We start from the raw sequence: 21,514 nt of genomic DNA on the forward strand, positions 1-21,514 counted from the left end.
CTCCGCCCGTCGCTGAGGGGTCCTTGCCTTTTCATGGTACCGCCGTACCAAGATCATGGTACGTTCGTATCACGAAGAAGGAATTCTCCCGGAGGTGCACCGTGTCCGACCGCAAGAGCCGCATACGCCGCGACATCGGCCGCTACGTCAACGACACCCTGCGGGACCGGTACTTCGCCGCGGGTGACGTCCTTCTCGCGAAGGGCGCCCCCATCCGCTCCGAGGTGGACGTGGAGACCAGCTTCGGCACCACGCACGTCTACCGCTACGGCCCCGCCGATCCGGCCGCGGAGTCCCGCACACCGGTCGTCCTGATCCACGGGTCCGGCAGCAACTCCGCCATGTGGTACCCCAACACCCCCGCACTCAGCGCCGACCGCCCCGTCTACACCTTCGACACCCCGGGTGACCCCGGCCGCAGCATCCACCGCGAACCCATGTGGCAGCCGGAGCGCGCCGCCCAGTGGATGGACGAGACCTTCGAGGCCCTGGGCCTCGCCCGGGTCCACCTCGTGGGCGCCTCGTACGGAGGCTGGCTGGTCATCAACCAGGCGCACCGCAGGCCCGAACGCCTGGCCTCCGTCACCGCACTCGACCCCGGCGGCCTGGAAAAGGTGGGCCTGCGGTTCTTCGCCTGGGTCTTCGTCAGCCTCTTCGCGACCTTCGCCCCCAAGGGGCTGCGCCCGCGCCTGGCCGCCTGGCTGGACCAGCCGGTCGTCGCCGACGACGAACTGCGCACCTTCATCCAGAAGGGCGTCCGCGCCTTCCGGATACGCCGGCCCGCGCCGCTGCCGCTGACCGACGACGAACTGCGATCCATCCGGACCCCGTTCTACCTGGTCATGGGCAAGCGCAGCCTCCTCGTACATCCCAAACGGCAGCTGGAGCGCGTCCCGCGCCTGATGCACGGCGCCCGCGCGGAGATCGTCGCCGCGACCGGCCACGGCCCGCAGATCGACCACCCCGAGCTCGTCAATGCCCGGATGCTGAGCTTCATGGAGGACATCGACTCCCGCGAGCCGGCGTCGGCCCGCGGCACGACGGAAACATAGCGGTCTGCGGGGGGATGCTGCGCCGGATGCCTCTGACGCCGACCGCCAACGATCACCACGCCAGCGGGAACACCCGTCCACCGCTGTGCGCTCAGAGCGTCAGCACGGGTCGGGTGGAGAAGTCCTCGCAGAGGTCTTCTCCGTCGGGGCCGTACACGAACTCGGCCATGAAAGGGTTGCGGTTCGCGGTGGCGAGGGGCAGCCATGCCAGCAGGTGGCCGTAGCCGCCGCACACCGACTCGCCGCCGTCTCCACCGTGCACCGCAGTGACGTCGCTGGTCAGTTCCGCGCTGTAGGTGTCCTGGGCGATGCGCAGGCCGAAGGCGTTCGGAGGCATCTGCGGCCCGTCCGGACCTTCGCCGGGAATGCGGTCGAGGGGGCAGTCGTCGCCCCACCGGAAGAGGGTGCCGGCGCCGGCCCCGCAGGCGTGCTCCCACTCGTCCGAGCTCGGCATCCGCAAGCCGCGCGCCGCGAGTACGGCCGGCATGTCGGCGGGCAGTTCGGTCAGGTTCTCCGCCTCCACGGCCATGAGCACGGTGGCGAGGGTGACGCTTCGGCGCGGGCTGAGTACCTGGGCGAGGTGGGCCCGGAGGTCGGAGCCGTAGCCGAAGCCCTGATCCGCGCTCCTGGCGTAATCGGCGCTCTGCTCGGGCGTCGGCTGCCATGCGTCGAGGTCGAACCCGAGCGTCACTGTGCCGCCCGGTATCAGAGCGAACTCCTGGTCGTTCCGCTCGATCCTGACGCGATGCAGCGGGGAGTCGGCATGCTCAACGGTCTCGACTGCGGTCACGCGGCCCCCGGCTCGCTCGGCGGCCTCCTGGGCGACGCGGCGCGCGGCAGGCAGGTCGAATGACCGCCACTGGTGGAAGCTGAGATCGTCGAGAGACATGTGGCGGAGTGTTGCACGACCGTCTGACAAGTTACGGGGCGGTCGGCACGCCAGCTGCGTTCTGCGCGCGGGGAGATGGTCAAGTCCGTACCCGTCGGGTTCGGCCTACGCCGACCATCTGGTCACGTGGGTCTCAGAGTGCATCGGCTCGCCGCCCCGAGACGGAAGGTTCTGTGCCCGGCGCCCTCACGTGCGTACGGGGTGAGAAGGTACCCGCGGTCCGGCGAGTTCACGTTCGAGCAGTGTCAGGCCCGTGAGCAGGCAGACCATGCCCAGCGGCACGGTCCAGTGGTCGCGCCCGAAGCCCATGCCGACGGCCATCATCACGGTTCCGGCGGTTACCAGAGCGGCCGGCCCGGACGCGCGGCGCCGGATGACGGCGGTCAGGATGGCGAGGACGACAAGGCCGAGGAAGACCGCCTGCGCTCCGTAGCCGTAGATGACCGTCTCGGCGCCGGGAATCCTCTTCACATCGGCGAAGACGTCCTTGAGTTCGGCGCTGTCGGCCGCGGTGAAGCCGCCGACGAGGTCAATGGAGAGCTGCACAATGTTCGCCAGTGAGCTGAGCAGGACGACGGCGACGCTCGCGTTCACCGTGATCCGCTGCCCGGTGGACCGCGCCCCGGCGATACGTCGGAGGCGCAGGCTCAGCACCGCGAACAGGACGAACCCAGCGAGCCAGACGGCATGGGCGGCCGTCCACCAGGCCCCGGGCTCGGATCGTCCTTCGATCGGCCGCATCAGCAACCAGCCGCCGAGGAAGAGCGCGGGCGCTGCCACGAACAGGAGGCGGTCACTACGGACGCGGGGCCCGGGGCTGCCGGAACCACGCGCAGGGCGAGAGGCGGGCGCGCCATGGAGGTGGCGGACGCGGGTCGGGGATGTCGGTTTCCTGGGAGTCATACGCGAAAGGTCCCACCGGGTCGGGTAGCCCGTCATTCAGGCCTGCACCCGAAGGGGAGCTGGGGATAGCCCCCGCGAGGTCCAACTAACTCGCCCCGTCCCAGCACCCAGCACCCAGCACCCAGCACCCAGCACCCAGCACCCAGCACCCAGCACCCAGCAGGCTCCTTGATGGCCGACGGGGACTGCAAGTCCCTTCCCTGGCCTTGCAGATCGCGCGGGCGAACCACCCTGGAGGTATGACAGCGGCAGGGATACGCGAGCTACCGGGATGCCGGGCGGGGTATCTCGGGTTGCACCTTCCGTAGCGGAATGTGATCCGGTGGACTCACCTCCCGCTCCGCTGAGGAAGGCCCCCGCTCATGCATCCGTCCTTCATCCCGCCGCGTCAGGTCAAGATCGGAGACGCCGCGGCCTTCGTCGGCACCACACCGCGGGCGATTCGTCACTACCACGAGATCGGACTGCTCCCCGAGCCCGAGCGGGGCAGCGACGACCGCCGCCGCTACGGCTACGAAGACATGATCCGGCTCCTGTGGATCCGCAGGATGGCGGACGCCGGGATCGCCCTGGACGACATCCGTGACGCCTCCCCCGGCACAGGTACAGCCAGTGCCGGCAGCGACGACGGCATCGCGGGCACTCTGGAACGGCTGGAGGCAACCCTCGCCGCCCAGGAAGCAGAACTGCGGCGCCAACGGGCCGCCGTACAGCGCATGCGCACCGAGGGGAGCAGGATGGGACTGCTCTCCGACTTCGTCGCCAGCCGGCTGAAGAGCCTGCCCGAGGGCTCCCTGCGCCAAGCGGACCTGGACTGCCTACTGGTCACCGAGCGGATCTTCGGCCCGCTCGGTGCGGCCGTACAGGCCTCCCGTTTCATCGCCCTGGCCACCCACCCGGAGCTGAGGGAGGACTCCGACCGTGTGGATGCCGCAGAAGAGGCACTCGACGACACAATCGCTGTCGACGACCCCCGCGTGGCCCAGGTGGCCGCCGAACGCCACGCCTTCGAAGAGGCGCTGCACGCCGTCATCGAGCATTCCGGCCTGGCGGAGAGCGAAGACGCGCTCTTCGACGCCTGGGACGCCTTGCACCCCCCTACCACTGCCGAGGGTGAGGACGAGGCCGGCCAGCACTCCGGCACGGGGCAGGTCACCATGAGCGCGTTCGAGGCCATCGGCAAGATGCCCTACGACTTCTCCCCCGCCCGCCTGCGCTGCATGGAACTGGCCGAAGCACTCGACGCCCACGAATCACCTGCTTCCCACCACAACACAGCGTGAGTCCGTCGCGCACGGTGGTTCCGCGGGGCCAGGGAGTTGTGACGGGCAAGGTGTCCGAGGCAGCCTCGGGATGTTCATGTCCGCGTCGATGGCGGGAGCAGGCCGAGACCCCGCTACCAGATCGATCGGCTGTGTGCGATGCGCTCGACCTCGATCAGCTGGGCGGCGCCGACACGGCCGTCCTCCAGGGCCAGGAGCCAGCGCAGGAGCTCGGGTGTGGCGGGCAGTTCGTCGAAGAAGCCGAAGTGGAGGTCGGCCAGTTCGTCCTGCCAGAGCCATCGGTCGAGCGCATCGCTCAGGTGCAGGTCAGACGCCTCGGTGCGGGTCTCGGACCAGATCGCCAGCCAGGTTACGGGCGTGCCCGCGGCGGCAGAGAGTACTTCCAGGACGTCGGCGATGTGTCCGTCGCCCGGGTAGGTGTGCAGAGCTGAGCGCCACCAGGCGTACCAGACCTGCTCCAGGGCTGTCCGTTGCCGCGCGGGCCAACTCCTCCAGCCGGCGGCGAGCAGGCGGGAGGCGACCAAGCCGTGGTCCAGTCGGTCCGCGGTGAGGAGACGTACGATCCTGGGCGTCAGGCGCCGGTACAGGCCCGGGAAGTCGGTCCAGTGGTCGGGCGTCTTGTGGGCGACTGAGTAGATCAGCTCTTCGGGTACCTGCTGCACGGGATGGGCCAAGGCCGCGAGATCGGCCTCGGTGTAACAGTGCGTGCAGCCGCCTACGGAAAAGGGCTGCTCGTCAGGAGGTACGAAGGCAGTGTCCAGGGCGTCCAGTGCGTCCTGGAATTGCTGGTGGGGGTCGGTCATGCGATGCCTGCCAGGAATCCGTACGGACGTGCCCGAGGAGTGAGCGACGCTAGCACGGGCATGGCTGCTCGATGTCGAGTGATGGACGTCTGCCCAAGTCAAGTACGACTTCGCCGCCCCGTGGCGAACACGGGCACCGCACCGGCAGCTCGAACACCTTCAGCGATCGCGACAAGGTCACGGTGTCTTGTCTTCAGGGTCTTGTCTTCAGGGTCTTGATTGGCGGTCGCCGTCAGGGGGGCCGCTTTGCGCTTGTGCGGTGCGTGAAGAATGCAGGGCATGCAGATCCTGTCCTTCCCGGAAGAAGCCACTCCGTCCGAACTGCGCGTCCAGGTGCTGGAGATCCAGCGTCAAACGTGGCCGCTGGATGGCGACGGTCCTTCCCCGAGTGCTCCCGCCCACGACCCGGAGCTGAGGCCGTTGTCGATGCTCCTCGTGGACGGAGGCAGTGTGCTCGCCTCGCTGGACATCTTGTCCAAGGAGATCGTCCATGCCGGCCGGCGTTACGCCGCCGGTGGTGTGAGCACGATGGTGACGCGTCGCGAGGCGCGCGGTGCGGGGCACGGGCGGCGCCTGGCGGCAGCGGCCCGGGAAACCATGATCTCCCGGAACCTGGACCTGGGACTGTTCACTTGCGACCGCCCGCTCCAGGCGTTCTACGAAAGCGCGGGCTGGCACCTTCTTCCGGGCACGGTGCTGATCGGAGGAACGCCGCAGGCTCCCTTCCCCAGCGATCAGCCCGGCTTCGACAAGGTCACCATGGGGGACTTCTTCTCGGCCGTGGGCCGGCAGGAGCAGGCGTCGTTCCAGCACACCCGCATCGAGCTGTATCCGGGGGAGAACGACAGGCTCTGGTGACTGCATCACGGATCGTCCGAGGCCGGCAAGCTGGGGGCGGCACAGGGGCCGTGACTCGCCGCCGGTGGACGGCAGTCAGGAGGTGCGGTGTCGCTGATATCGACCCGCCGGCCAGGGAGCTGGTTGAAGCAGGGGGCCGTCGATAAAACCCTCGACATGGGTCACAGTGATCGGGGACGCTTCGCGCGATGACAAGAAGCAGTGACACACCGCCCGCGTGGGACGAGCGCACCCAGCTCACCACCTTCCTCGACTACGCACGCGGCACCGCTCAAGCCAAGTGCGAAGGGGTCTCTGCGGAGAACGCCCGCAAGCCGCTCCTGCCGGGCTCACCGCTGATGACCGTGAGCGGAGTGATCAACCACCTCCGCTGGGTCGAGTACTACTGGTTCCAGGTGGTCTTCCTCGGCGAGGAGGACCGGGCCCCCATGACGGATGAGGACCCCGACCGCGAGATGCGCATCGCTGTCGACTTCCCGCTCACGCAGCTGCTCGACGAATACGCCGAACAGAGCGCCCGCTACCGCGAACTGGTCGCCGCAAACGACCTGGACAAGCAGGCCCAGGGAACCATCCGTAACGGCCTCCACGTCGACCTGCGCTGGATCCTGCACCACCTCACCGAGGAGACCGCCCGCCACAACGGCCACCTGGACATCCTGCGCGAGTTGCTCGACGGCACAACCGGCTACTAGATCCGGGAGAGGTCATGTGCGGAGCCGGAGCCGGAGTCTGGTCGAGGCGAGCGTGACGGTGCCGTGGGAGATGCAGGCGTGCTTGCCGAATCTCGTGGCCACGGCCCGGGACTTCCTCGGCGCGTTGACCATTCGCTGATCTTCGTTCCCGCGCCTGGAAACCGTCCTGTTGAAGCCGGCCGGGGGGCCGCTCTTGCGGCCGCGGGCTTGGCGGTTGGTCCGCTGATTGCACCGTCCAGGCGGGCGACACGGACACGCTGCACGCCGGGATGAACTGCGACGCGTCACCCGCCGGCCCGGGGGGATGTCGGCCAACTGGCCCGCAGACACTACGTCGCCGGGCCGGGGTGGTCGATCGGGACCTTCGGCTGCTGCACCGCAACCCCGGCCGCACCGGCTTCGCAGGCGTTGGAATAGGTCCTGCCGTCGGCGCCGATCACCGGGTCGTAGACGCTCGGGCACATGACGCCTTCCTCCGGCGGCGGAGGCAGCAGGGTCGCGTGGGCGGTGCCGGCGGGGGCCAGGCCGACGATGCCCGCCGTGAAGAGGAGCGCAGCGGCAGCGCGCATGCGGGCGAGAGTGTTCTTCCGAGTCATACCGACGAAGGTCCCACCCCCGGCCTCTTCATGCGGGCCGTGAGCCCGATCACCACCCGAATGGGGCGGACGTGAACGGAGAGCCGGAACAGCCGGCCCGGACCGGCCCCCCACTGCGCCAGGCCCGTCACCAGCGAGGCGGCTGGCGGCTGGCGGCCGAGGTGGTGTCGGCCTGAGCCTGCGGCAACGGTTCCTACGGCACACCTCACCGGACAGAAGCTTGGCTGTCTCAACGGCTGTGACGACGGCCGGAGGTGAGCCGGGAACACAGAAGCCCCGGGCGTACGCAGAAGGGCCTTGGGCGCACACGGGAGGGCCTTGGGCGCACGAGGGAGGGGCCCGGTGCCATGTGGCACCGGGCCCCGAAGGAACTGCTACACCAGCTGCCGGCCCTCGAACTGCACCGGCTCTCTCTTTCCGACCGCCGGGCCTGTGTGCTGCCCACGGTGCGGGGATCGCGGTTGCTTGACCTCAGACCACCTCACTTACCCGATGTCCTGCGGTACCCGGACCGAGCACGTGCGTCCGGGCGATCCTGCTGATGCTGGTGTTCCTCCGTTCAATCCCTCTGGGGGCGATTCTCTTCACTGCGGATACTGCGCACTGCACTGATGAGTACTGCCGGTGGTGGCCCCTGATCACTGCTGGCCACCCGGTCCGGTCGTCAGTCCCGTCGCCTTCACGCTTCTCACCGGCTTCGGAACTCCACCACCGCACCGTCCTGCGCACTGCAACTGCGGTACTGCTGTTGGGCAGTTCAACTCTGCCCGGCCCTGCTGTCTCTCTGGGCCACATGAGAAACATAACCACACCGCGCCCCAATGTCTACCCCGGCCACGGCAGATTTCTGAGCCTCCGGAGAAGAAGTAACTTTCCTCAGGGCATTCCCCTTCACGCCTGCACGCCCCGTGTGGGTTCCTGCCTGCACCGCCCTGTGTGGTTCCTGCCTGCACGGCCCCGTGGGCAAGCGGCCTCCGACGGAGGGGTCCTTCGCGGCGCGGTCGGTGCGGCAGGTGTACGACAACCGGCGTGCCGCAGGACCGGCCCACGGAGCTCCGCAGGGCATGCCGCACAGCCCGGCGAGCCCGGTTACGGCTCTCCGCGGAGGAGGACCCGCCGGCCCCGCCCCAGGAGCTCGGCCGCGGCAGTCAGCGTTTCTTGGTCTTCCGCTTCTGCGGAGGCGTCCAGTCACCCCGACCCGGGGGTCAGGGGACGAGTGGTCCTGCGAGCACTTCCCTTCCGGCGGGTCCGTCGCCGGTCCAGGTGACCGATCCGGTGTTCCGGGGCTTGCGGCCCCACAGCATGAGCAGCAGGTCCTCTGCCGTGCCAAGAACCTCGGCGACCGGTTCGCCGGGCCCGTAGTCCCAGCTGCGGCCCGAGTCTGTGGCGGAGATCCGCACGGCCCGGTCGGGGCCGGTGGCGATTCCCCTGGAGATCATGCGGGGTGCCATGGTGTCGAAGACCTCGGCGACACCGTCGGCGGCGAGCGCCGGATTCATCGGCGTGGGCGAGCCGAGCGCGTGCTCGGCGTCCCACCGGTGCACCAGCGTCTCGTGGCTGCGGCGGCGGCGCCAGAACCCGACGGTGTGCGGTGGCAGGAACGTCCACGCGGCGGTCGAGGGGTCGGCCGACAGCGCCCGCACCAGCGCATCCGCCGACTCGGCGTACCACTCCTTGAGCCCGGCCGGGTCACGAGGTGCGGCTCCCTCGTCGTAGCCGTCGCCATGGCCTTCCTTCACCGCGGTGACGACCCACAGGTTCCCCGCTCCCATGTGGGCCGCCAGATCCACCAGCCGCCACTCGCCGCAGTGCTCGACCGGAGCAGAGAGGTCACCATCCAACAGGGCGCCGAACGCATCGAGTTCGCGCCGAAGTTCAGCTATGTAGTCCACGGCGCAAAGGTACAGTCCCGCTCCGTTGGGGCGGCGCGCAGCACAGTGGGGACCGGGTGGGGCCGTTCCTGAGCGTCGGCCGCTGTTACGGGGTGCAGGTCGGCAGGACGGCGGTGAGTTGGTACAGGTGATCGGGGTGGATGCGGATACCCGGGAGCCAGAGGCGCTTTCCGTGGTGGGTGACCTGGACCCAGATGCTGGTGTGCTTGTGGTTCTCGTCGGTGACGGCGACGCCGTTGGCGACGGTGCAGCGGGCCTGGAGCAGGTCGTGGTGCCAGACGCGGTCGGCGGAGTTGGACGTGACGTAGGGGCGGTAGGGGTTGTAGGCCAGGGACAGCGCGCAGGAGTTCGTACGGGGTTCCTGGCACTTCTTCTCGACGTTGTGGACCAGAACACCGGCGTGGCCGGCGGTGGCCGCCGCTTCGGCGCCCTGCGTGGGCCCTGTACCGGGCTCGGCCTGGAAGGTACGGAGGAGCAGCCCCGTTACGAGTGCCCCGGCAACGAGAGTGAGCACGGCGGCGAAAGCGGCCCGCCGTCCGTACGGAAGCCCCCCTTCTCGCGGCCGTCGCCACAGGGCGAGGCGGGGAGAGGTCGACAGGGGTGACGGTACGTCGGCCCCGGAGCCGGCACCGGCGGGGGCGGGTTCGCCGGGGCGGGCCGGGTCGTCGGCGCGGGCCAAGTGGGCGGGGCGCGCGGGGTCGTCGGGGCGGGCCGGGTGGTCAGGCGCGGCCGAAACCTCGGGGCGGGCGGGGTGGTCAGGGGCGGCCGGGTCGTCGGAGCGGGCCGGGTCGGCGGCTTCCCACAGGGCGCGGTATGCGGACGGGTCCGCGTCCAGCGCCCGGCACAGGTCTCTGACCACGGGCCACGACGGCACGGTCTGACCGCGGAAGTAGCGGGAGAGGGACGAGTCGCTGATCCGGACCTGGGCCTCCAGGCTGCGCAGGGTGCGCCCCGATTGCTGTTGCAGGCTCCGTAGCGCCTCTCCCAGTTTTCGTGCTGCCGCGCGCCGGTCCGATCGTTGGCCGGTCATGGAGGCGCCTTTCCGCAGGGCGGGCTCTGGCTCTCGGTGTCCCGCCGGCTGTCCCGTGTCCCGGGACGGCGACGTCCCAGCAGGTCAGGAATGTATTTATCCCGACATCGGTGAAGCAAGCGGGATGAGGTTGTGAAGGTGCAGCTTCCTGCGCAAACTCGGCATACCGGCCAGGCAGACCACCCCTGTGGGTGAGCGTGCCGGTGGTCGTCTCCGTATCGGCGCAGTCCGCACGGGCCGGCCTCGAACCCCCACCGAAAGGAACTTCACCATGCGTGTACGCACCGCACTCTCCGCCTTCGCAGCGATCTCCGCGGTCGGACTCGGCCTCGTGACGGCAACGCCGTCGGTCGCCGCACCCGTCGCGGCAACCCACCAGGCCACCGCCGTCCAGGCGGTCGACGGTCTCGACATCCACCGCGGCAAGTACTGGACCCTGGGCGGCTGTCAGACGGCCGGTCAGCAGGGCATCGACCGCGGTCACTGGGACCGGTACCAGTGCGCCGAGGGGTGGATGTGGAACCTCTGGACCAACCGCTGAGCACGTAGCGCCGGCGGTGGCCTCCTCCGCTCACGCCCGAGGAGGCCACCACCGGCCGGCGGCCCTGCGCCCCGTCCACCACGCGGGATGCGCGAGCCGACGTCGCCCGGTCGCGCGAGCCGGCACAGTCAGGACGCGCGAGCCGTCATCGCCCGGTCGCGCAAGCCGGCACAGTCAGGAAGCGCGAGCCGGGCGTCATCGGGCCGGTCCCGCGCCGCTGTGCGTTCAGCTGTACGCACAGCTGTACGCGCAGAGGGGACCGGCCCCCTCTGCGCCCCGGCACCCGTTGCTGGTCGCCGCCGGCCAGCACGGCTCCCCCCGGCCTCGGTCACCCCCGCAGGGACTTCGCCCCCACGCGCACTCCGCGCACTCCCCTCCACAGCCCGGAGAAGGAATCCTCATGCCTGCCCGCCTCCGCAGCACACCTCGGTCCCGTCCGTCCCGCGCACCGCGCCGCGCGGTTGTGCGCCGGTTCCTTCCCGTACTGGCCCTGACCTGTCTTGCCGCAGGGAGCCTGGCGCTTCCCGCCCCTGCGGCGGCCGCGACGGCCGCCACGCACGCCCGGGTTGCGGAGAGCCGGTCCGTCGCGGTGCGGGCCGCCGACTTCCCCACCTGGGGAACGCGCTGGGTCGTGCACGCCACGGCGGACATCGGCTCACCCTCCGTGGGAATGATCAACCGGACCTCCCCCGGCCAGGACCGCATCACCGCCGACTACCAGGTCGACACCGGGCGCAAGGTGTGCGAGGGCAGCGCCTGCTCCACCTTCATGGCCCACCTCACCCGGCCCGTCACCGGCTTCCTGACCGTCGTCGCGGTGGACATCCCTCAAGACCGGCTGCCGGGCATCCCCGTACAGGCCGGGCAGCCCGACCCCCGGCCCGCCTCGCGGCAGCAGACCCTGCAGCGCGCCTCGACCTGGCTCACCGCCGACAACGGCCGCCCGGTGCCCTACAGCCAGACCGCGCGCTGGCAGGGGGGCTACCGGCAGGACTGCTCCGGTTACGTCGCCATGGCGCTCGGTCTGTCCACGCCCGGCCCCAACACCGTGGGCCTGACCCACCGCACGCTCACCCGCCCCCTTGCCATGAACGAGCTCCAGCCGGGTGACCTCGTCATCGACGCCCTCGGCGACAGCAACACCCGTCACGTCGTCATCTTCGAGAAGTGGAACGACGACGCCCACCGCTCCTACACGGCCTACGAACAGCGCGGGGTGCACGGCACCACCCACCGATCGCTGACCTACGGGCTGGCCGGCGGCGAGTACAGGGCCTACCGGCCCCTCCAGTACGGGAACTGACGCGGGGTGGCCCTGTTCGAACCCGAGGACGTCCTGCCGCGGGTGCGTGAGGACCGGCCGCCCGGGCACACGCAGTCCATGTCCGGAGCCCACGCACGTCCCACGAGCGTCCTCTTTCCTTCCGCCCCTGCCGCCGCTCACGGGGCGCCGCTGCGCGGAGCACGACTGCGCGGAGCGCGGCACGGGCGCCGTGAAGGGCTCGGCAGGCGGCTGCGGCGCAGGATCCTCACGTACCGCGACATCGAGTTCCGCTCCGCCCGCATCCCCAGTGCCCCCGGCCCAAGTCCCAGCCCCAGCCCCAGCCCCAGCCAGGAGTGTCTGCTCCTGGTCCACGTGCGCAAGGTCGTCGGCCAGATCCACTACCGGCTCTGCACCACCTGCGAAGAGGGCGTGATCACTGGCGTCGCCATCGACGAACACTTCCTGGCCAGCGGACTGTCCACCCGCGCCCTGTCCCACCTGCGCTCCCGCCACCCGGGCATCACCTGGCGCAGCACCCTCACCCTGCGCACCACGCGTGACCTGCTCCGCCGCATGCGCATCCCCACTGCCCCGGTCGGCGCCGCGTGCGTGCATGCCCGTGCCGTTCCGGTTCGGCCGCGTCCAGCCGGCTGACCTCTTGGCCGTCACGCACCTCGCGCACCTCGCACACCTCGCATTCGTGTGCTGACCGGCGTCCGCGGCGGGGGCCCTCGTTTGTGCGGTGGCGGTGGGACGTGGTGGGGTTCTCTTCGTGGGCGCGACCACCGCAGCAGTAGGAGCAGGAAGAGGGACCAGCATGACATCCGCCAGGACCGTGACCTTCCCCTCCGGCGTGCGCGTGCCCGCACTGGGCCAGGGCACGTGGAACATGGGCGACAGCCGGGCGCGGCGCGACGGGGAACTCGCCGCGTTGCGCCGGGGTATCGACCTGGGCATGACCCTGATCGACACCGCGGAGATGTACGGAAGCGGTGCCTCCGAGGAACTGGTCGGCGAGGCGATCCGGGGACGGCGTGACGAGGTGTTCCTCGTCAGCAAGGTGCTGCCTTCGCACGCCGACTCCCGGGGCACCGTCGATGCCTGCCGCGCCAGCCTGCGCCGCCTCGGCACGGACCGGATCGACCTGTACCTGCTGCACTGGCGGGGCGGAGTGCCGCTGGCCGAGACCGTCGAAGCCCTCGAAGGCCTGGTGAACGAGGGCAGCATCGGCGCCTGGGGAGTGAGCAACCTGGACGTCGACGACCTGGACGAACTCCCCCGGGGAGCCCTCCCCGAGACGAATCAGATCCTCTACAACCTCACCCGTCGGGGCCCCGAGTACGACCTCCTCCCGTGGTGCCGGGAGCGCTCGGTACCGGTGATGGCCTACTCACCGCTCGAACAGGGGCGGCTGCTGGGGCACGGGGTGCTGGAGTCCGTGGCCCAGTCGCACGGGGCGACCCCGATGCAGGTGGCGCTCGCCTGGGTGCTGCGCGACGACCACGTCATCGCCATCCCCAAGGCCTCCACCGTGGCGCACGTTCAGGACAACCACGCCGCCCTGGGCCTCGCTCTCACCGACGAGGACCTGAAGGCCTTGGACGCCGCCTTCCCCGCGCCCGTACGCAAGCAGCCCCTGGAAATGCTCTAGCGGCACGCTGACCGGTAACGCCCCTCGCTCGCTCACCCGCCTCACGCACTCCACCCACCTCACCCACGCCGGCACGCAACCTTCCGGGCCGCCGGCCGCGTCCCTCTCTCCGTACAGGCAGCAACAGAGCGGGGGATGACATGGACAGCCGTGGCCGTCGGTGCAAGCGGTGCGGAAGGCCGGTGCCCGGCCCCTTGCGCCGGGTGTGCCGGACCCAGCCGTGCCGGGGCGAAGGCGTGAGCGAGCAGGCCGCCGAGATCACGGGCGAGGCGATCACGTCGGGGCTCGCCGAGGGTGCCGTCCGGGTGGTGGCGGGCACGGTCGTACGGGTGGTGCGCGGGGTGGCCAGGGTCGTGTTCGACTAGCGGACGGGGTACCGCGCCGGGCACTTGGGGTATGCGTGCAGCCGGGTGTTTGAGATGCTCGGTGCCATGTCTCAAGCGATCTTGAAGAGTGAACGGCTCCACCTGGTCCCGTTGTCCCGCGAGCATCTGGAGTACCAGATCGAGCTCGACGCCGACCCCGAGGTGATGCGTCATTTGGGCGGTGCACGGAGCCGTGAGCAGGTGGAGTCGGCACTCCGCGGGAACCTCGCGGAGGCCGAGCGGGGCGCGGGCCTGGGGTACTGGGCCGGGTTCGTCGAGGGACAGTTCGCCGGCTACTGGATTCTGCGGCTGCCGGACCCCGTAGACGGGGAATCCCTGGAGGGGCGGGGTGAACTCGGGTGCAAGCTTCTGCGGCGGCACTGGCGGCAGGGGCTGGGCAGCGAAGGATCTCGTGAGCTGCTCCGGCACGGGTTCGAGGATCTCGGGCTGACGCGGATAAGTGCCATGACGGCGGCGGCCAACACCGCGTCGCAGGCGACGCTGACCTCTCTCGGGCTGAGTTACGTCCGTGAATTCGAGGCGCCCGCCGAGTACTTCCCGCCAGGTGCGGACCTGCGCACGGCCGAGTACGCGATCGCCCGGGAGGTCTGGGACGCCACCCTGCGGGGGTGAAGTCACATCGGCGGTGACCGGGCACGGCCGCGCCGACGGAGGCCGGCTCACCAGGCGCCCGCCGCCGCGCAACCCCGAGGGACGTGGTCTGCTGCGTGGCACGTCCTGTTGGCGCCATGCCCTATTTGTCCGGCGCACCCGCGAGGCGCGGGAACCTGTACCGGCTCCCCGGACCCCCGGAGCCCCTGCTCTCCGGCTCCCCGGCTCCCCGGCTCCCCGGCTCCCCGGCTCCCCGGCTCCCCGGACCCGTCGGCCCCGCGGGTTCAGCGCAGGACGGCCGCCAGGAGGTCGTCGCCGAGGGAGGTCAGGTCCGCGAGGTTGAGCGTGTGGCGGACGTAACGGCCCTGGCGGTGGGCCGTGAGCAGGCCCGCGCGGCGCAGGACCGCCAGGTGGCGGGAGGCCTCCGGAAGCGAGAGGTCCCAGGCGTGGGCCAGTTCACCGGTGGTGTGCGGCCCCCGGGCCAGGGTGCGCAGCAGGCGGAGGCGTACGGGGTGGGTGAGCGCCGCCAGTCGTAGGGTGACCGCCTCCAGGGGTACCGGCTCCACGGGGTCCGGTTCGGCCACGGGGTACTGGATCACCGGCTGCCACCCGGGCGCGTGGACCACCACCAGGTGCGGGCGGGCGAAGACGCTGGGGATGAAGGTGACCCCGGTGGCCCCCGCGACGGTCGTCCTGTCCTGCAGCTTGTCGACGATGATGCGGTCGCCGTCCGGAGACAGGGCCGTCGCGCCGGAGACCGAGGCGAGGGCCGCGGCGACGCCCCGGCGCCTGAGCAGGTCGTTCTTCAGGCGCACGTCGGACGCGATGCGTACGACGCCGGCCGCCCAGGCGGAGTCGAAGAAGGCTCCGGCGCACTGTTCGAGGGTGTCGCGCAGCCGGGACCGTACCGCGTCGGTGTCCGTGAGGAGTCGGTCCGCGAAGGCCTCCTGGCGCGGACCGCGGGCCTGGGCGAGCGCCAGGGCCCGATCGCGGGCCGCCGGGTCGGTGAGCGGGGACGCCCGTACGAAGGGGAGCCGGCCGCTGCCGCAGGTGGAGACGAGCGCGGCCGTCACATAGGACTCGTCGTCGAGCCGGTCGACGTCGTCCAGTTCCTCGCCGAGGGTGGGCCGTGGCCGGGCGGGGAGCAGGAAGTCGGCCTGCGAGGAACGCCAGAGGCACTCCGCCTCCCGGAGCCGTTCGGCCAGCTCCGGCCGCAGCCCGGCCCATATCTGGGCGGCCCAGGCGGTGTGCCGCGGGTGGTGCGCGGGTTCGGCCAGCACATGGAGCATGGCGGTCAGTTCGGCCAGCGGAGACGCGGCGAACCGCAGCCGCTCGGGCGGCAGGCCGCCGATGTCGATCTTCAACGTCACCGTCCCATCCTCACCGACGGGGCCTCACCGTCATCCACGGGGCAGTCGCCCGCGACGGAGGACACTTCGTCTGCCGAAGGTGACCGGTCATCCTCACGGTGCCGGCGGTGCACGACCGTGTCGCTTGACGAAGAACGGCAAGCCACGTGGGTGGGCCGAGGGCCGGGCGCACCGTGAAGGGCATGGCAATCACCACCGCTCGCCGGCCCCGCGATCTCGTCCGGGCCTCCGGGGGCCCTCGTTACGCCGTCGCCCTGGCCGTCGACGCGCTCGGCACCGGGCTGCTGCGGCCCTTCCTGCTGCTTTACGGGGTGACGGTCCTGCACCTGTCCGCGCCCGCCACCGGCGTCGCCATGACGGTCGGCGTGGTCGTGGGGCTGGTGTGTATGCCTGTGGTCGGCGTGTGGCTGGACCGGGGCGCGCGCAGCACGGTCGTGGCGGCGGCGATGCTCGTACGGGTCGCGGGCGTGGGACTGTTGCTGGCCACACCGGCCGGAAACGCCGGAACGTTCGCGGCGGCCGCGCTGCTGCTGGGTGTCGGTAACCAGGCGTTCCCCGCCGCCCACGCCGCCCTGGTGGCCACGGTCGCCCACGGACGCGACCGGGACAACGCGCTCGCCGCGGGCCGGGCGCTGCGCAACGCGGGCATGGGCGTCGGCGCGCTCGTCGCCACCGTGTGCCTCGCGGGCGGCCCCGCGGCCCTGCGACTCCTGGCCGCCGCCACCGGGGTGGCCTGCCTCGCCGCGGCGGCTCTGGCGTGGTCGGTCCGGGTAGAGGCGGGCCCGGCGGCGGGCGGGGCCTCCAAGGGGGACGGCCCCGCCCCCCGGACGGGCTCGCTGCTGGGGGCGAACGTGATCTATGCCTTCTGCCTCAACGTGCCCGAGATCGCTCTGCCGTTGGTGCTGGTGACGCAGCTGCACGCGTCCCCGGCGTGGCCGGCGGCCGTCTTCGTGGCCAACACCGTGCTGGTGGTCACCCTCCAGGTGCCGCTCACCGCCTGGGCGGCCCGTTTCTCCCGCCGGACCGTGCTGGTCGTCGCCGGGGTCGTTCTCAGCGCGTCCTACCTGGGGTTCCTCGCGGCCGCTTCCCTGGGCGACCGGTGGGGTGCCCCCGCGGTCGCCCTCGTGTCCGTGCTGTGCACCCTCGGCGAGATCCTGTACGCGGGCAGCGCGACCGCGCTGGTCACCGTACTCGCGCCGGCCGGGGCCCTGGGACGTACGCTCGCCCGCTTCGAGCTCTCCACGGGGTTCGGCCTCGCCGTGTCGCCGACGGTGATCACCGTGCTGGCCCCGCACGGGCCGGGCGCCCTGTGGGGTGGCCTCGCCACCGCGACGCTCCTGTCGGCCGGGGCGGTTGCCCGGGAGAAGGAGTGCCGCGGCGGCTAGCAGTTGAAGGTGACGGTGGCTCCCATCTGCGCGAACGCCGGCCTCACACGAATTCGGGGAGGCACTCGCTGCACCGGTGCGGGCGCGCGGATCCTCCCCTGGCGACCGCCGACGGAAGCACGTTCTCGCCGGACGGCGGCGACGCCGGGTATCTCACCTGCCCGGCGTACCGGCACTCGGACTGACCTTCTCCAGGGTGGCGAGCCACTCGGTCAGCAGGCGGTTGACCTCCTCGGGGCGTTCCTGCTGGACCCAGTGGCCGCAGCCGTCCAGGAGGTGGGAGGCGGACAGGGCGGGGAGGGTGGTGGGGTAGGCGTCGATGGCGTCGGCCATCCACGTGGTGGAGGCGTCCAGGGTGCCGCCGATGAACAGGGCCGGCTGCTCGACCGGGGCCCCGCGGTGGGGGGCGAGGTCCTCCCAGTCGCGGTCCATGGCGCGGTAGCGGTTGAGGGCGCCCGTCAGACCGGTGCGTTCGAACTCCGCCGCGTAGAAGTCGAGTTCGTCCTCGGTGAGCCAGGCCGGGAGGGCGCCGGTGGGGAAGCGGTCGCGCAGCCGGCCGCCCGGGGCGACGAAGTGCGGGTCGGGTTCGTCCTGGGCGGGCATGGTGTCGGCGGACAGTGCCGCGTAGAAACCGGCGAGCCAGCCCCGTACGTCGGGCTCGATCTCCGCCTCGGCGCGGCCGGGCTCCTGGAAGTAGGAGACGTAGAACTCCTGGTCGGGGCCGCCGATCCGGCCGAGGATCTCGCTGGGCCGGGGGCCGCCCGGCGGTGCGTAGGGGACGCTCAACAGGCCTACGGCGCGGAAGACTTCGGGGTAGAGAAGGGCGGAAACGGAGGCGATGCCGGATCCCCAGTCGTGGCCGATGACCACCGCGCTCTCCTCGCCGAGGGCGCGTACGACGGCGACGTTGTCCCGCACCAGGTCGAGCAGCCGGTACGCGTCGGTGGCGGCGGGTCTGGAGGAGCGGCCGTAGCCGCGCACGTCGATCGCGGCCGCCCGGTAGCCGGCGGCGGCGAGGGCCGGGAGCTGGCGCCGCCAGGAGTACCAGGACTCGGGGAAGCCGTGCACGAGCAGGACCAGCGGGCCGGTGCCCTGCTCGACCAGGTGCAGGCGCCCGGCCGGGGCCTCGATGGTGCGGTGGCGGAGCGGGGAGGGAGGCGCGGGCTGCATGGGTTTCTCCTCGGTTCGAGGGTGGTCGCGCTTGCCCGTCGATCATGCGGCGGGGCGGCCTCCGCACGCGAGCGGTGTTGCCGGACTGGCAAACTCGCAGGACAAAGGGTTGACCGGTGCGTGGAAGGGGGAGCAAGGGCGATGGCAGGCGACGACCTGGACGGCACTGTGACGACTTTGGCAGCGATGGGGCCCGGACTGCGTGCCGCGCGTGAGCGGCACGGTGCCACGCTCACCGGCGTCAGCCGTGCCACCGGCATCTCGCCGAGCACGCTGTCGCGCATCGAGACCGGCCGGCGCAGGCCCACCCTGGAGGTGGTGCTGCGGCTGGCCAAGGAGTACGGCGTCTCCCTGGACGAACTGGCCGGACACACCCCCGCCCCGGCGCGCCCCGGCACGGCACCGCGCAGTTTCGGCGACGGCAAGGCGGTGCTCCCGCTCACCCGGTACGTCGGTGGCCTGCACGCCCACAAGCACGTCCTGCCCGCCGTCGAGGAGCGGCCCGCACGGCCCCGGCAGGTCTCCCACGAGGGCTACGAGTGGCTGTGCGTCCTGTACGGACGGCTGTGGCTCGCGCTCGGCGGCCAGGACCTCGTCCTGGCCGCCGGGGACGTCGCCGAGTTCGACACCCGCACCCCGCACGGGGTGGCGAACGCCGGGCCCGGCGGGCCGGCCGAGTACCTGATCATGTTCGGCCCGCAGGGCGAGCGGCCGCGGCCGCGCACCCCGCCGCTCCCTGCCCGCGGGGGCCGATGACCCATGGCGTCCCAGCCCCCTCGTGGCCTCTCACCACGGGGGCGGCCTTCCGCCCGGCGGCGTCATCACCGACGCCCGTCCCGCCAGGCGCCGGCCCGCTCGTCCGGCTCAGTTCCGATCCACGGCGCGCAGTGCTCGGGCCAGCCATTGCAGGTCCTCGGTCGCGTCGGGAAAGGAATCCTGCCCGCGCACCCGGGCGACGAGCCTGCGGTAGCGCTCCGCCTCCGCCTCGATCCCGGCCTCCAGGCTGCGCAGTACGGCGGCCCGATCGCTGTCACCGAACAGCTCGGACAGCAGCTCGGCCGCTGCCGGCCCCTCGGAGGCGATCCCGCGTTTCCTGGCTTCCGCGACGGTCTGCACGACCTGCCTGGCCCACCAGATGGAGGCCCCGGGGAGGCGGCCCTGGCCCGGTGCGGGTGTGTTGAGCTCCATCCAGGTGCGGAATCGGGCGCGAAAGCCGGGGTCCCGCACCAGTTCGGCCAGTTCGATCCAGGCGTCGGCCTGATCGGGGTTGGGGTCGTCGGGCAGGTCGATACCGCGCGCGTGCAGGCGGTCACGCAGGGGCGGATCCACGGTGAGACCGCCGAACACCTCCCCCTTGAACTCGTCGATGATCTGCTTGCGTTCGGCGGCGGAGAGCCGGGCCAATCGGTTCATCAGTGCTGTCTCCTCGGCGGTGGAACCACGCTTCGCAACGGTGGACAGAACCGCCCGGCTCACCTTGAGGGAGCGGATCTGCGCGTCGAGCGCGGCCACGTGTGCGTCGGCGACCTCGGCGACCGTGGTACGGCCGCTCAGGACGCGGCACACGTCGTCGAGCCCGAGGCCCAGTTCCCGCAGGGTGCGTACCAGCTCGACGCGGGCCACGGACCCGGCGTCGTACAGCCGGTAGCCGCTCGCGGAGCGGGCCACGGGCGGCACCGCTCCCTCGTCCGACCAGAAGCGCAGGGTACGGACCGGGAGTCCGGTGCGGAGCGCGAGCCGGCCGATGGTGAGCACGTCGGGGTGGTCCGGGTGTTCGTCGTCCATGAACGAGATCCTGGACCTTCCAGCCACTGGAGACTCAAGCGCTGGGCGCGACATCGCGCGAGCTCTCCGGGAGGGGTGCCCCGGAAGGGGCTCGTCTACGAGGTTTCGTACCGCTTCCAGATCTTGACGGCACCCTTGGGGTTGTTCGCCGAGTTGGACTTGTGCGCCACCAGGCAGAGGTAGTGCTTGCCGTTGAGGGATGTGCGGTCGTTCACCGCGTACTGCTGATTGACTTTCCAAGCCGAATATCCTGCGGCCATGCGATGGCCCCCTTCCCACGGTCGGCACGCTGCCGACCTCGGGAATCATCCCACGGGCGCACGGCCTGCGGGCCCGGCCGGCCGGTCGTCGGGGTTACGGCGCTCCGTCGCGGGGACGGATCGGGCCGGGTCAGCCCAAGCCCGTGCCAGGCCAAGCCCATGGCGGCGCCCGGTCAGATCACGTCAGGTCAGGTCAGGTCAGGTCAGTTGCAGCGTGCAGGTCAGGACGCGGCCGTCGGCGGTGCCGAGGAGGAAGCAGCCGGGGCCGGTGAGGGTCAGGGCGGTCGGGGGACGCGGGCACCGCGGACTGGGATGAAAGGCCGCGGCCCGCCGCAGCCACCGGCCCGCCCGAAGCCACCACAGGGCCTGCGGGCCGCCGGCCGGGCGGCTGGGCCCGGCGGTCGCGGAGGGAGCGGCGGTCGCGGAGGGAGCGGCGTAGACACCGATCGGATAGCCGTCCTCCGGGTCGGCCGGATCGTGGCCACCGAGAACGACGTGGGAACCGGCGGCCGAAGGGATCGAGAGGACGGACCACTCGACCTCAGCGGCGGGGCGGTCGGCGAGCACCCGGTCGATGGTCAGAGGAAAGTCCACCGCCCCACCCCCTCACGCGGAAACAGCCTGTCGCCGTACCCGGAGGCAAGCAGGCTCAGTCGGACAGCGCCACGGTGAGATCCACCTCGACGAGCTGCCCGGTGAAGCCCAACTGAGCGACGCCCAGGAGCGTACTGGCCGTGGTGAATGCCGGGCCGATGACGGATTCGGTGAGCCGCTGCCACACGGTTCCCAGGACGGCCCTGTCGTCGCTCCGTACGTAGATCACCGACCGCACCACGTCTCGGGGCTGAGCGCTCACGGCCGCGAGGGCGGCGAGCGCGTTCGCCGCCACCTGGTCCACCTGCTTCTCCACGGAGCCGGGGCCGACGAGGTCACCGTTCCTGTCCAGTGGACACTGCCCTGCGAGATAGGCCGTGCGGCCGGCCTCCACGACGGTGACGTGGTGGTAGCCGGGGGTTGGATGCAACTGCTCGGGATTGATGCGGGTGATGTGCTCAGTCATGTCCGTGATTCTGTCCAGTGCGCTGCCGACGCGCACCGCAATTTCGCCCG

General features: G+C 71.2%; 24 protein-coding genes. 12 read left to right on the forward strand and 12 right to left on the reverse strand.

Features of this window, described 5'->3' with window-relative positions:
* Window positions 1–101 precede the first annotated feature (101 nt).
* Window positions 102–1,052, forward strand: a complete 951-nt coding sequence (locus ACFWVV_RS16950) for an alpha/beta fold hydrolase (RefSeq protein WP_384350450.1) — start codon at window positions 102–104, stop codon at window positions 1,050–1,052.
* A gap of 91 nt (window positions 1,053–1,143) precedes the next feature.
* Here the strand turns inward: ACFWVV_RS16950 and ACFWVV_RS16955 are convergent, their stop codons facing one another.
* Complete coding sequence (locus ACFWVV_RS16955) at window positions 1,144–1,941, reverse strand: hypothetical protein (protein ID WP_384350453.1); 798 nt, start codon at window positions 1,939–1,941, stop codon at window positions 1,144–1,146.
* A 186-nt stretch (window positions 1,942–2,127) separates the two neighbouring features.
* Window positions 2,128–2,721 (reverse strand): hypothetical protein, encoded by a 594-nt coding sequence (locus ACFWVV_RS16960; RefSeq protein WP_384350456.1) that lies wholly within the window; start codon window positions 2,719–2,721, stop codon window positions 2,128–2,130.
* A 485-nt stretch (window positions 2,722–3,206) separates the two neighbouring features.
* On the opposite strand from ACFWVV_RS16960, the gene ACFWVV_RS16965 reads away from it, so the two are divergent.
* The gene (locus tag ACFWVV_RS16965) at window positions 3,207–4,127 is read left to right on the forward strand and encodes a MerR family transcriptional regulator (protein WP_384350458.1); all 921 of its coding nucleotides are present in this window, start codon (window positions 3,207–3,209) and stop codon (window positions 4,125–4,127) included.
* Between the two features lie 113 nt (window positions 4,128–4,240).
* Here ACFWVV_RS16965 and ACFWVV_RS16970 read toward each other — a convergent pair whose 3' ends face one another.
* Entirely contained in the window at window positions 4,241–4,930 is a 690-nt protein-coding gene (locus ACFWVV_RS16970) for a hypothetical protein (RefSeq protein ID WP_384350461.1), read from the reverse strand.
* Window positions 4,931–5,209: 279 nt separating this feature from the next.
* On the opposite strand from ACFWVV_RS16970, the gene ACFWVV_RS16975 reads away from it, so the two are divergent.
* Together ACFWVV_RS16975 and ACFWVV_RS16980 are read left to right on the forward strand one after the other, a co-directional pair.
* Window positions 5,210–5,788 carry a GNAT family N-acetyltransferase gene (locus ACFWVV_RS16975; protein ID WP_384350464.1) on the forward strand — a complete coding sequence of 193 codons (579 nt, stop codon included), beginning with the start codon at window positions 5,210–5,212 and terminating at the stop codon, window positions 5,786–5,788.
* 188 nt (window positions 5,789–5,976) lie between these two features.
* Entirely contained in the window at window positions 5,977–6,483 is a 507-nt protein-coding gene (locus tag ACFWVV_RS16980; protein ID WP_384350467.1) for a DinB family protein, read from the forward strand.
* 329 nt (window positions 6,484–6,812) lie between these two features.
* Here the strand turns inward: ACFWVV_RS16980 and ACFWVV_RS16985 are convergent, their stop codons facing one another.
* The 3 genes from ACFWVV_RS16985 to ACFWVV_RS16995 all read right to left on the reverse strand — a co-directional run bounded on the left by ACFWVV_RS16985 (window position 6,813) and on the right by ACFWVV_RS16995 (window position 10,001).
* A complete protein-coding gene (locus ACFWVV_RS16985) occupies window positions 6,813–7,052 on the reverse strand; it encodes a Kazal-type serine protease inhibitor (RefSeq protein WP_384350470.1) in 240 nt (79 codons plus the stop codon).
* Window positions 7,053–8,284: 1,232 nt separating this feature from the next.
* Window positions 8,285–8,971, reverse strand: coding sequence for a maleylpyruvate isomerase family mycothiol-dependent enzyme (locus tag ACFWVV_RS16990; protein WP_384350473.1), 687 nt, complete (start codon window positions 8,969–8,971; stop codon window positions 8,285–8,287).
* Window positions 8,972–9,056: 85 nt separating this feature from the next.
* Window positions 9,057–10,001: a helix-turn-helix domain-containing protein gene (locus tag ACFWVV_RS16995; protein WP_384350475.1), complete on the reverse strand. Its 945-nt coding sequence runs from the start codon at window positions 9,999–10,001 to the stop codon at window positions 9,057–9,059.
* Window positions 10,002–10,272: 271 nt separating this feature from the next.
* Between ACFWVV_RS16995 and ACFWVV_RS17000 the strand changes: the two genes are divergently transcribed.
* From ACFWVV_RS17000 to ACFWVV_RS17025, 6 genes are all read left to right on the forward strand, one after another.
* Entirely contained in the window at window positions 10,273–10,542 is a 270-nt protein-coding gene (locus ACFWVV_RS17000) for a hypothetical protein (RefSeq protein ID WP_384350477.1), read from the forward strand.
* A gap of 400 nt (window positions 10,543–10,942) precedes the next feature.
* Complete coding sequence (locus tag ACFWVV_RS17005) at window positions 10,943–11,845, forward strand: hypothetical protein (protein WP_384350479.1); 903 nt, start codon at window positions 10,943–10,945, stop codon at window positions 11,843–11,845.
* 6 nt (window positions 11,846–11,851) lie between these two features.
* Window positions 11,852–12,460 (forward strand): hypothetical protein, encoded by a 609-nt coding sequence (locus tag ACFWVV_RS17010; protein WP_384350482.1) that lies wholly within the window; start codon window positions 11,852–11,854, stop codon window positions 12,458–12,460.
* Window positions 12,461–12,623: 163 nt separating this feature from the next.
* Window positions 12,624–13,457 (forward strand): aldo/keto reductase, encoded by an 834-nt coding sequence (locus ACFWVV_RS17015; protein ID WP_384350485.1) that lies wholly within the window; start codon window positions 12,624–12,626, stop codon window positions 13,455–13,457.
* Between the two features lie 236 nt (window positions 13,458–13,693).
* Window positions 13,694–13,822 (forward strand): hypothetical protein, encoded by a 129-nt coding sequence (locus ACFWVV_RS17020; RefSeq protein WP_384350488.1) that lies wholly within the window; start codon window positions 13,694–13,696, stop codon window positions 13,820–13,822.
* Window positions 13,823–13,888: 66 nt separating this feature from the next.
* Entirely contained in the window at window positions 13,889–14,455 is a 567-nt protein-coding gene (locus tag ACFWVV_RS17025; RefSeq protein WP_384350491.1) for a GNAT family N-acetyltransferase, read from the forward strand.
* A gap of 263 nt (window positions 14,456–14,718) precedes the next feature.
* Here the strand turns inward: ACFWVV_RS17025 and ACFWVV_RS17030 are convergent, their stop codons facing one another.
* On the reverse strand, window positions 14,719–15,804 hold the full coding sequence (locus tag ACFWVV_RS17030) for a DUF5937 family protein (RefSeq protein ID WP_384350493.1): 1,086 nt from the start codon (window positions 15,802–15,804) through the stop codon (window positions 14,719–14,721).
* 182 nt (window positions 15,805–15,986) lie between these two features.
* On the opposite strand from ACFWVV_RS17030, the gene ACFWVV_RS17035 reads away from it, so the two are divergent.
* The gene (locus ACFWVV_RS17035; protein WP_384350496.1) at window positions 15,987–17,189 is read left to right on the forward strand and encodes an MFS transporter; all 1,203 of its coding nucleotides are present in this window, start codon (window positions 15,987–15,989) and stop codon (window positions 17,187–17,189) included.
* Window positions 17,190–17,342: 153 nt separating this feature from the next.
* Here ACFWVV_RS17035 and ACFWVV_RS17040 read toward each other — a convergent pair whose 3' ends face one another.
* Complete coding sequence (locus ACFWVV_RS17040; protein WP_384350499.1) at window positions 17,343–18,359, reverse strand: alpha/beta fold hydrolase; 1,017 nt, start codon at window positions 18,357–18,359, stop codon at window positions 17,343–17,345.
* A 141-nt stretch (window positions 18,360–18,500) separates the two neighbouring features.
* Here ACFWVV_RS17040 and ACFWVV_RS17045 point away from each other — a divergent pair, with 141 nt between their 5' ends.
* On the forward strand, window positions 18,501–19,115 hold the full coding sequence (locus ACFWVV_RS17045) for a helix-turn-helix domain-containing protein (protein WP_384350501.1): 615 nt from the start codon (window positions 18,501–18,503) through the stop codon (window positions 19,113–19,115).
* A gap of 108 nt (window positions 19,116–19,223) precedes the next feature.
* Here the strand turns inward: ACFWVV_RS17045 and ACFWVV_RS17050 are convergent, their stop codons facing one another.
* The 4 genes from ACFWVV_RS17050 to ACFWVV_RS17065 form a co-directional block, all read right to left on the reverse strand.
* Window positions 19,224–20,144: a MerR family transcriptional regulator gene (locus ACFWVV_RS17050; RefSeq protein ID WP_384350504.1), complete on the reverse strand. Its 921-nt coding sequence runs from the start codon at window positions 20,142–20,144 to the stop codon at window positions 19,224–19,226.
* Between the two features lie 95 nt (window positions 20,145–20,239).
* Window positions 20,240–20,404 (reverse strand): carbohydrate-binding protein, encoded by a 165-nt coding sequence (locus ACFWVV_RS17055; RefSeq protein WP_384350507.1) that lies wholly within the window; start codon window positions 20,402–20,404, stop codon window positions 20,240–20,242.
* A gap of 198 nt (window positions 20,405–20,602) precedes the next feature.
* Window positions 20,603–20,998, reverse strand: coding sequence for a hypothetical protein (locus tag ACFWVV_RS17060; protein ID WP_384350510.1), 396 nt, complete (start codon window positions 20,996–20,998; stop codon window positions 20,603–20,605).
* A gap of 55 nt (window positions 20,999–21,053) precedes the next feature.
* On the reverse strand, window positions 21,054–21,464 hold the full coding sequence (locus ACFWVV_RS17065) for a RidA family protein (protein ID WP_384350513.1): 411 nt from the start codon (window positions 21,462–21,464) through the stop codon (window positions 21,054–21,056).
* Window positions 21,465–21,514: the final 50 nt, after the last annotated feature.

The organism is Streptomyces sp. NPDC058663 (assembly GCF_042716745.1).
Classification (GTDB): domain Bacteria; phylum Actinomycetota; class Actinomycetes; order Streptomycetales; family Streptomycetaceae; genus Streptomyces.

Excerpts from the sequence above, each read along its gene's own strand:
- ACFWVV_RS17055 (WP_384350507.1), bottom strand. The coding sequence starts at position 20,404 with ATGGCCGCAGGATATTCGGCTTGGAAAGTCAATCAGCAGTACGCGGTG.
- ACFWVV_RS17000 (WP_384350477.1), top strand. The coding sequence starts at position 10,273 with ATGCGTGTACGCACCGCACTCTCCGCCTTCGCAGCGATCTCCGCGGTC.
- ACFWVV_RS16955 (WP_384350453.1), bottom strand. The coding sequence starts at position 1,941 with ATGTCTCTCGACGATCTCAGCTTCCACCAGTGGCGGTCATTCGACCTG.
- ACFWVV_RS16965 (WP_384350458.1), top strand. The coding sequence starts at position 3,207 with ATGCATCCGTCCTTCATCCCGCCGCGTCAGGTCAAGATCGGAGACGCC.
- ACFWVV_RS17040 (WP_384350499.1), bottom strand. The coding sequence starts at position 18,359 with ATGCAGCCCGCGCCTCCCTCCCCGCTCCGCCACCGCACCATCGAGGCC.
- ACFWVV_RS16995 (WP_384350475.1), bottom strand. The coding sequence starts at position 10,001 with ATGACCGGCCAACGATCGGACCGGCGCGCGGCAGCACGAAAACTGGGA.
- ACFWVV_RS17050 (WP_384350504.1), bottom strand. The coding sequence starts at position 20,144 with ATGGACGACGAACACCCGGACCACCCCGACGTGCTCACCATCGGCCGG.
- ACFWVV_RS17025 (WP_384350491.1), top strand. The coding sequence starts at position 13,889 with ATGTCTCAAGCGATCTTGAAGAGTGAACGGCTCCACCTGGTCCCGTTG.
- ACFWVV_RS16975 (WP_384350464.1), top strand. The coding sequence starts at position 5,210 with ATGCAGATCCTGTCCTTCCCGGAAGAAGCCACTCCGTCCGAACTGCGC.
- ACFWVV_RS17015 (WP_384350485.1), top strand. The coding sequence starts at position 12,624 with ATGACATCCGCCAGGACCGTGACCTTCCCCTCCGGCGTGCGCGTGCCC.
- ACFWVV_RS16980 (WP_384350467.1), top strand. The coding sequence starts at position 5,977 with ATGACAAGAAGCAGTGACACACCGCCCGCGTGGGACGAGCGCACCCAG.
- ACFWVV_RS17005 (WP_384350479.1), top strand. The coding sequence starts at position 10,943 with ATGCCTGCCCGCCTCCGCAGCACACCTCGGTCCCGTCCGTCCCGCGCA.
- ACFWVV_RS17045 (WP_384350501.1), top strand. The coding sequence starts at position 18,501 with ATGGCAGGCGACGACCTGGACGGCACTGTGACGACTTTGGCAGCGATG.
- ACFWVV_RS16985 (WP_384350470.1), bottom strand. The coding sequence starts at position 7,052 with ATGCGCGCTGCCGCTGCGCTCCTCTTCACGGCGGGCATCGTCGGCCTG.
- ACFWVV_RS17065 (WP_384350513.1), bottom strand. The coding sequence starts at position 21,464 with ATGACTGAGCACATCACCCGCATCAATCCCGAGCAGTTGCATCCAACC.
- ACFWVV_RS16970 (WP_384350461.1), bottom strand. The coding sequence starts at position 4,930 with ATGACCGACCCCCACCAGCAATTCCAGGACGCACTGGACGCCCTGGAC.
- ACFWVV_RS17035 (WP_384350496.1), top strand. The coding sequence starts at position 15,987 with ATGGCAATCACCACCGCTCGCCGGCCCCGCGATCTCGTCCGGGCCTCC.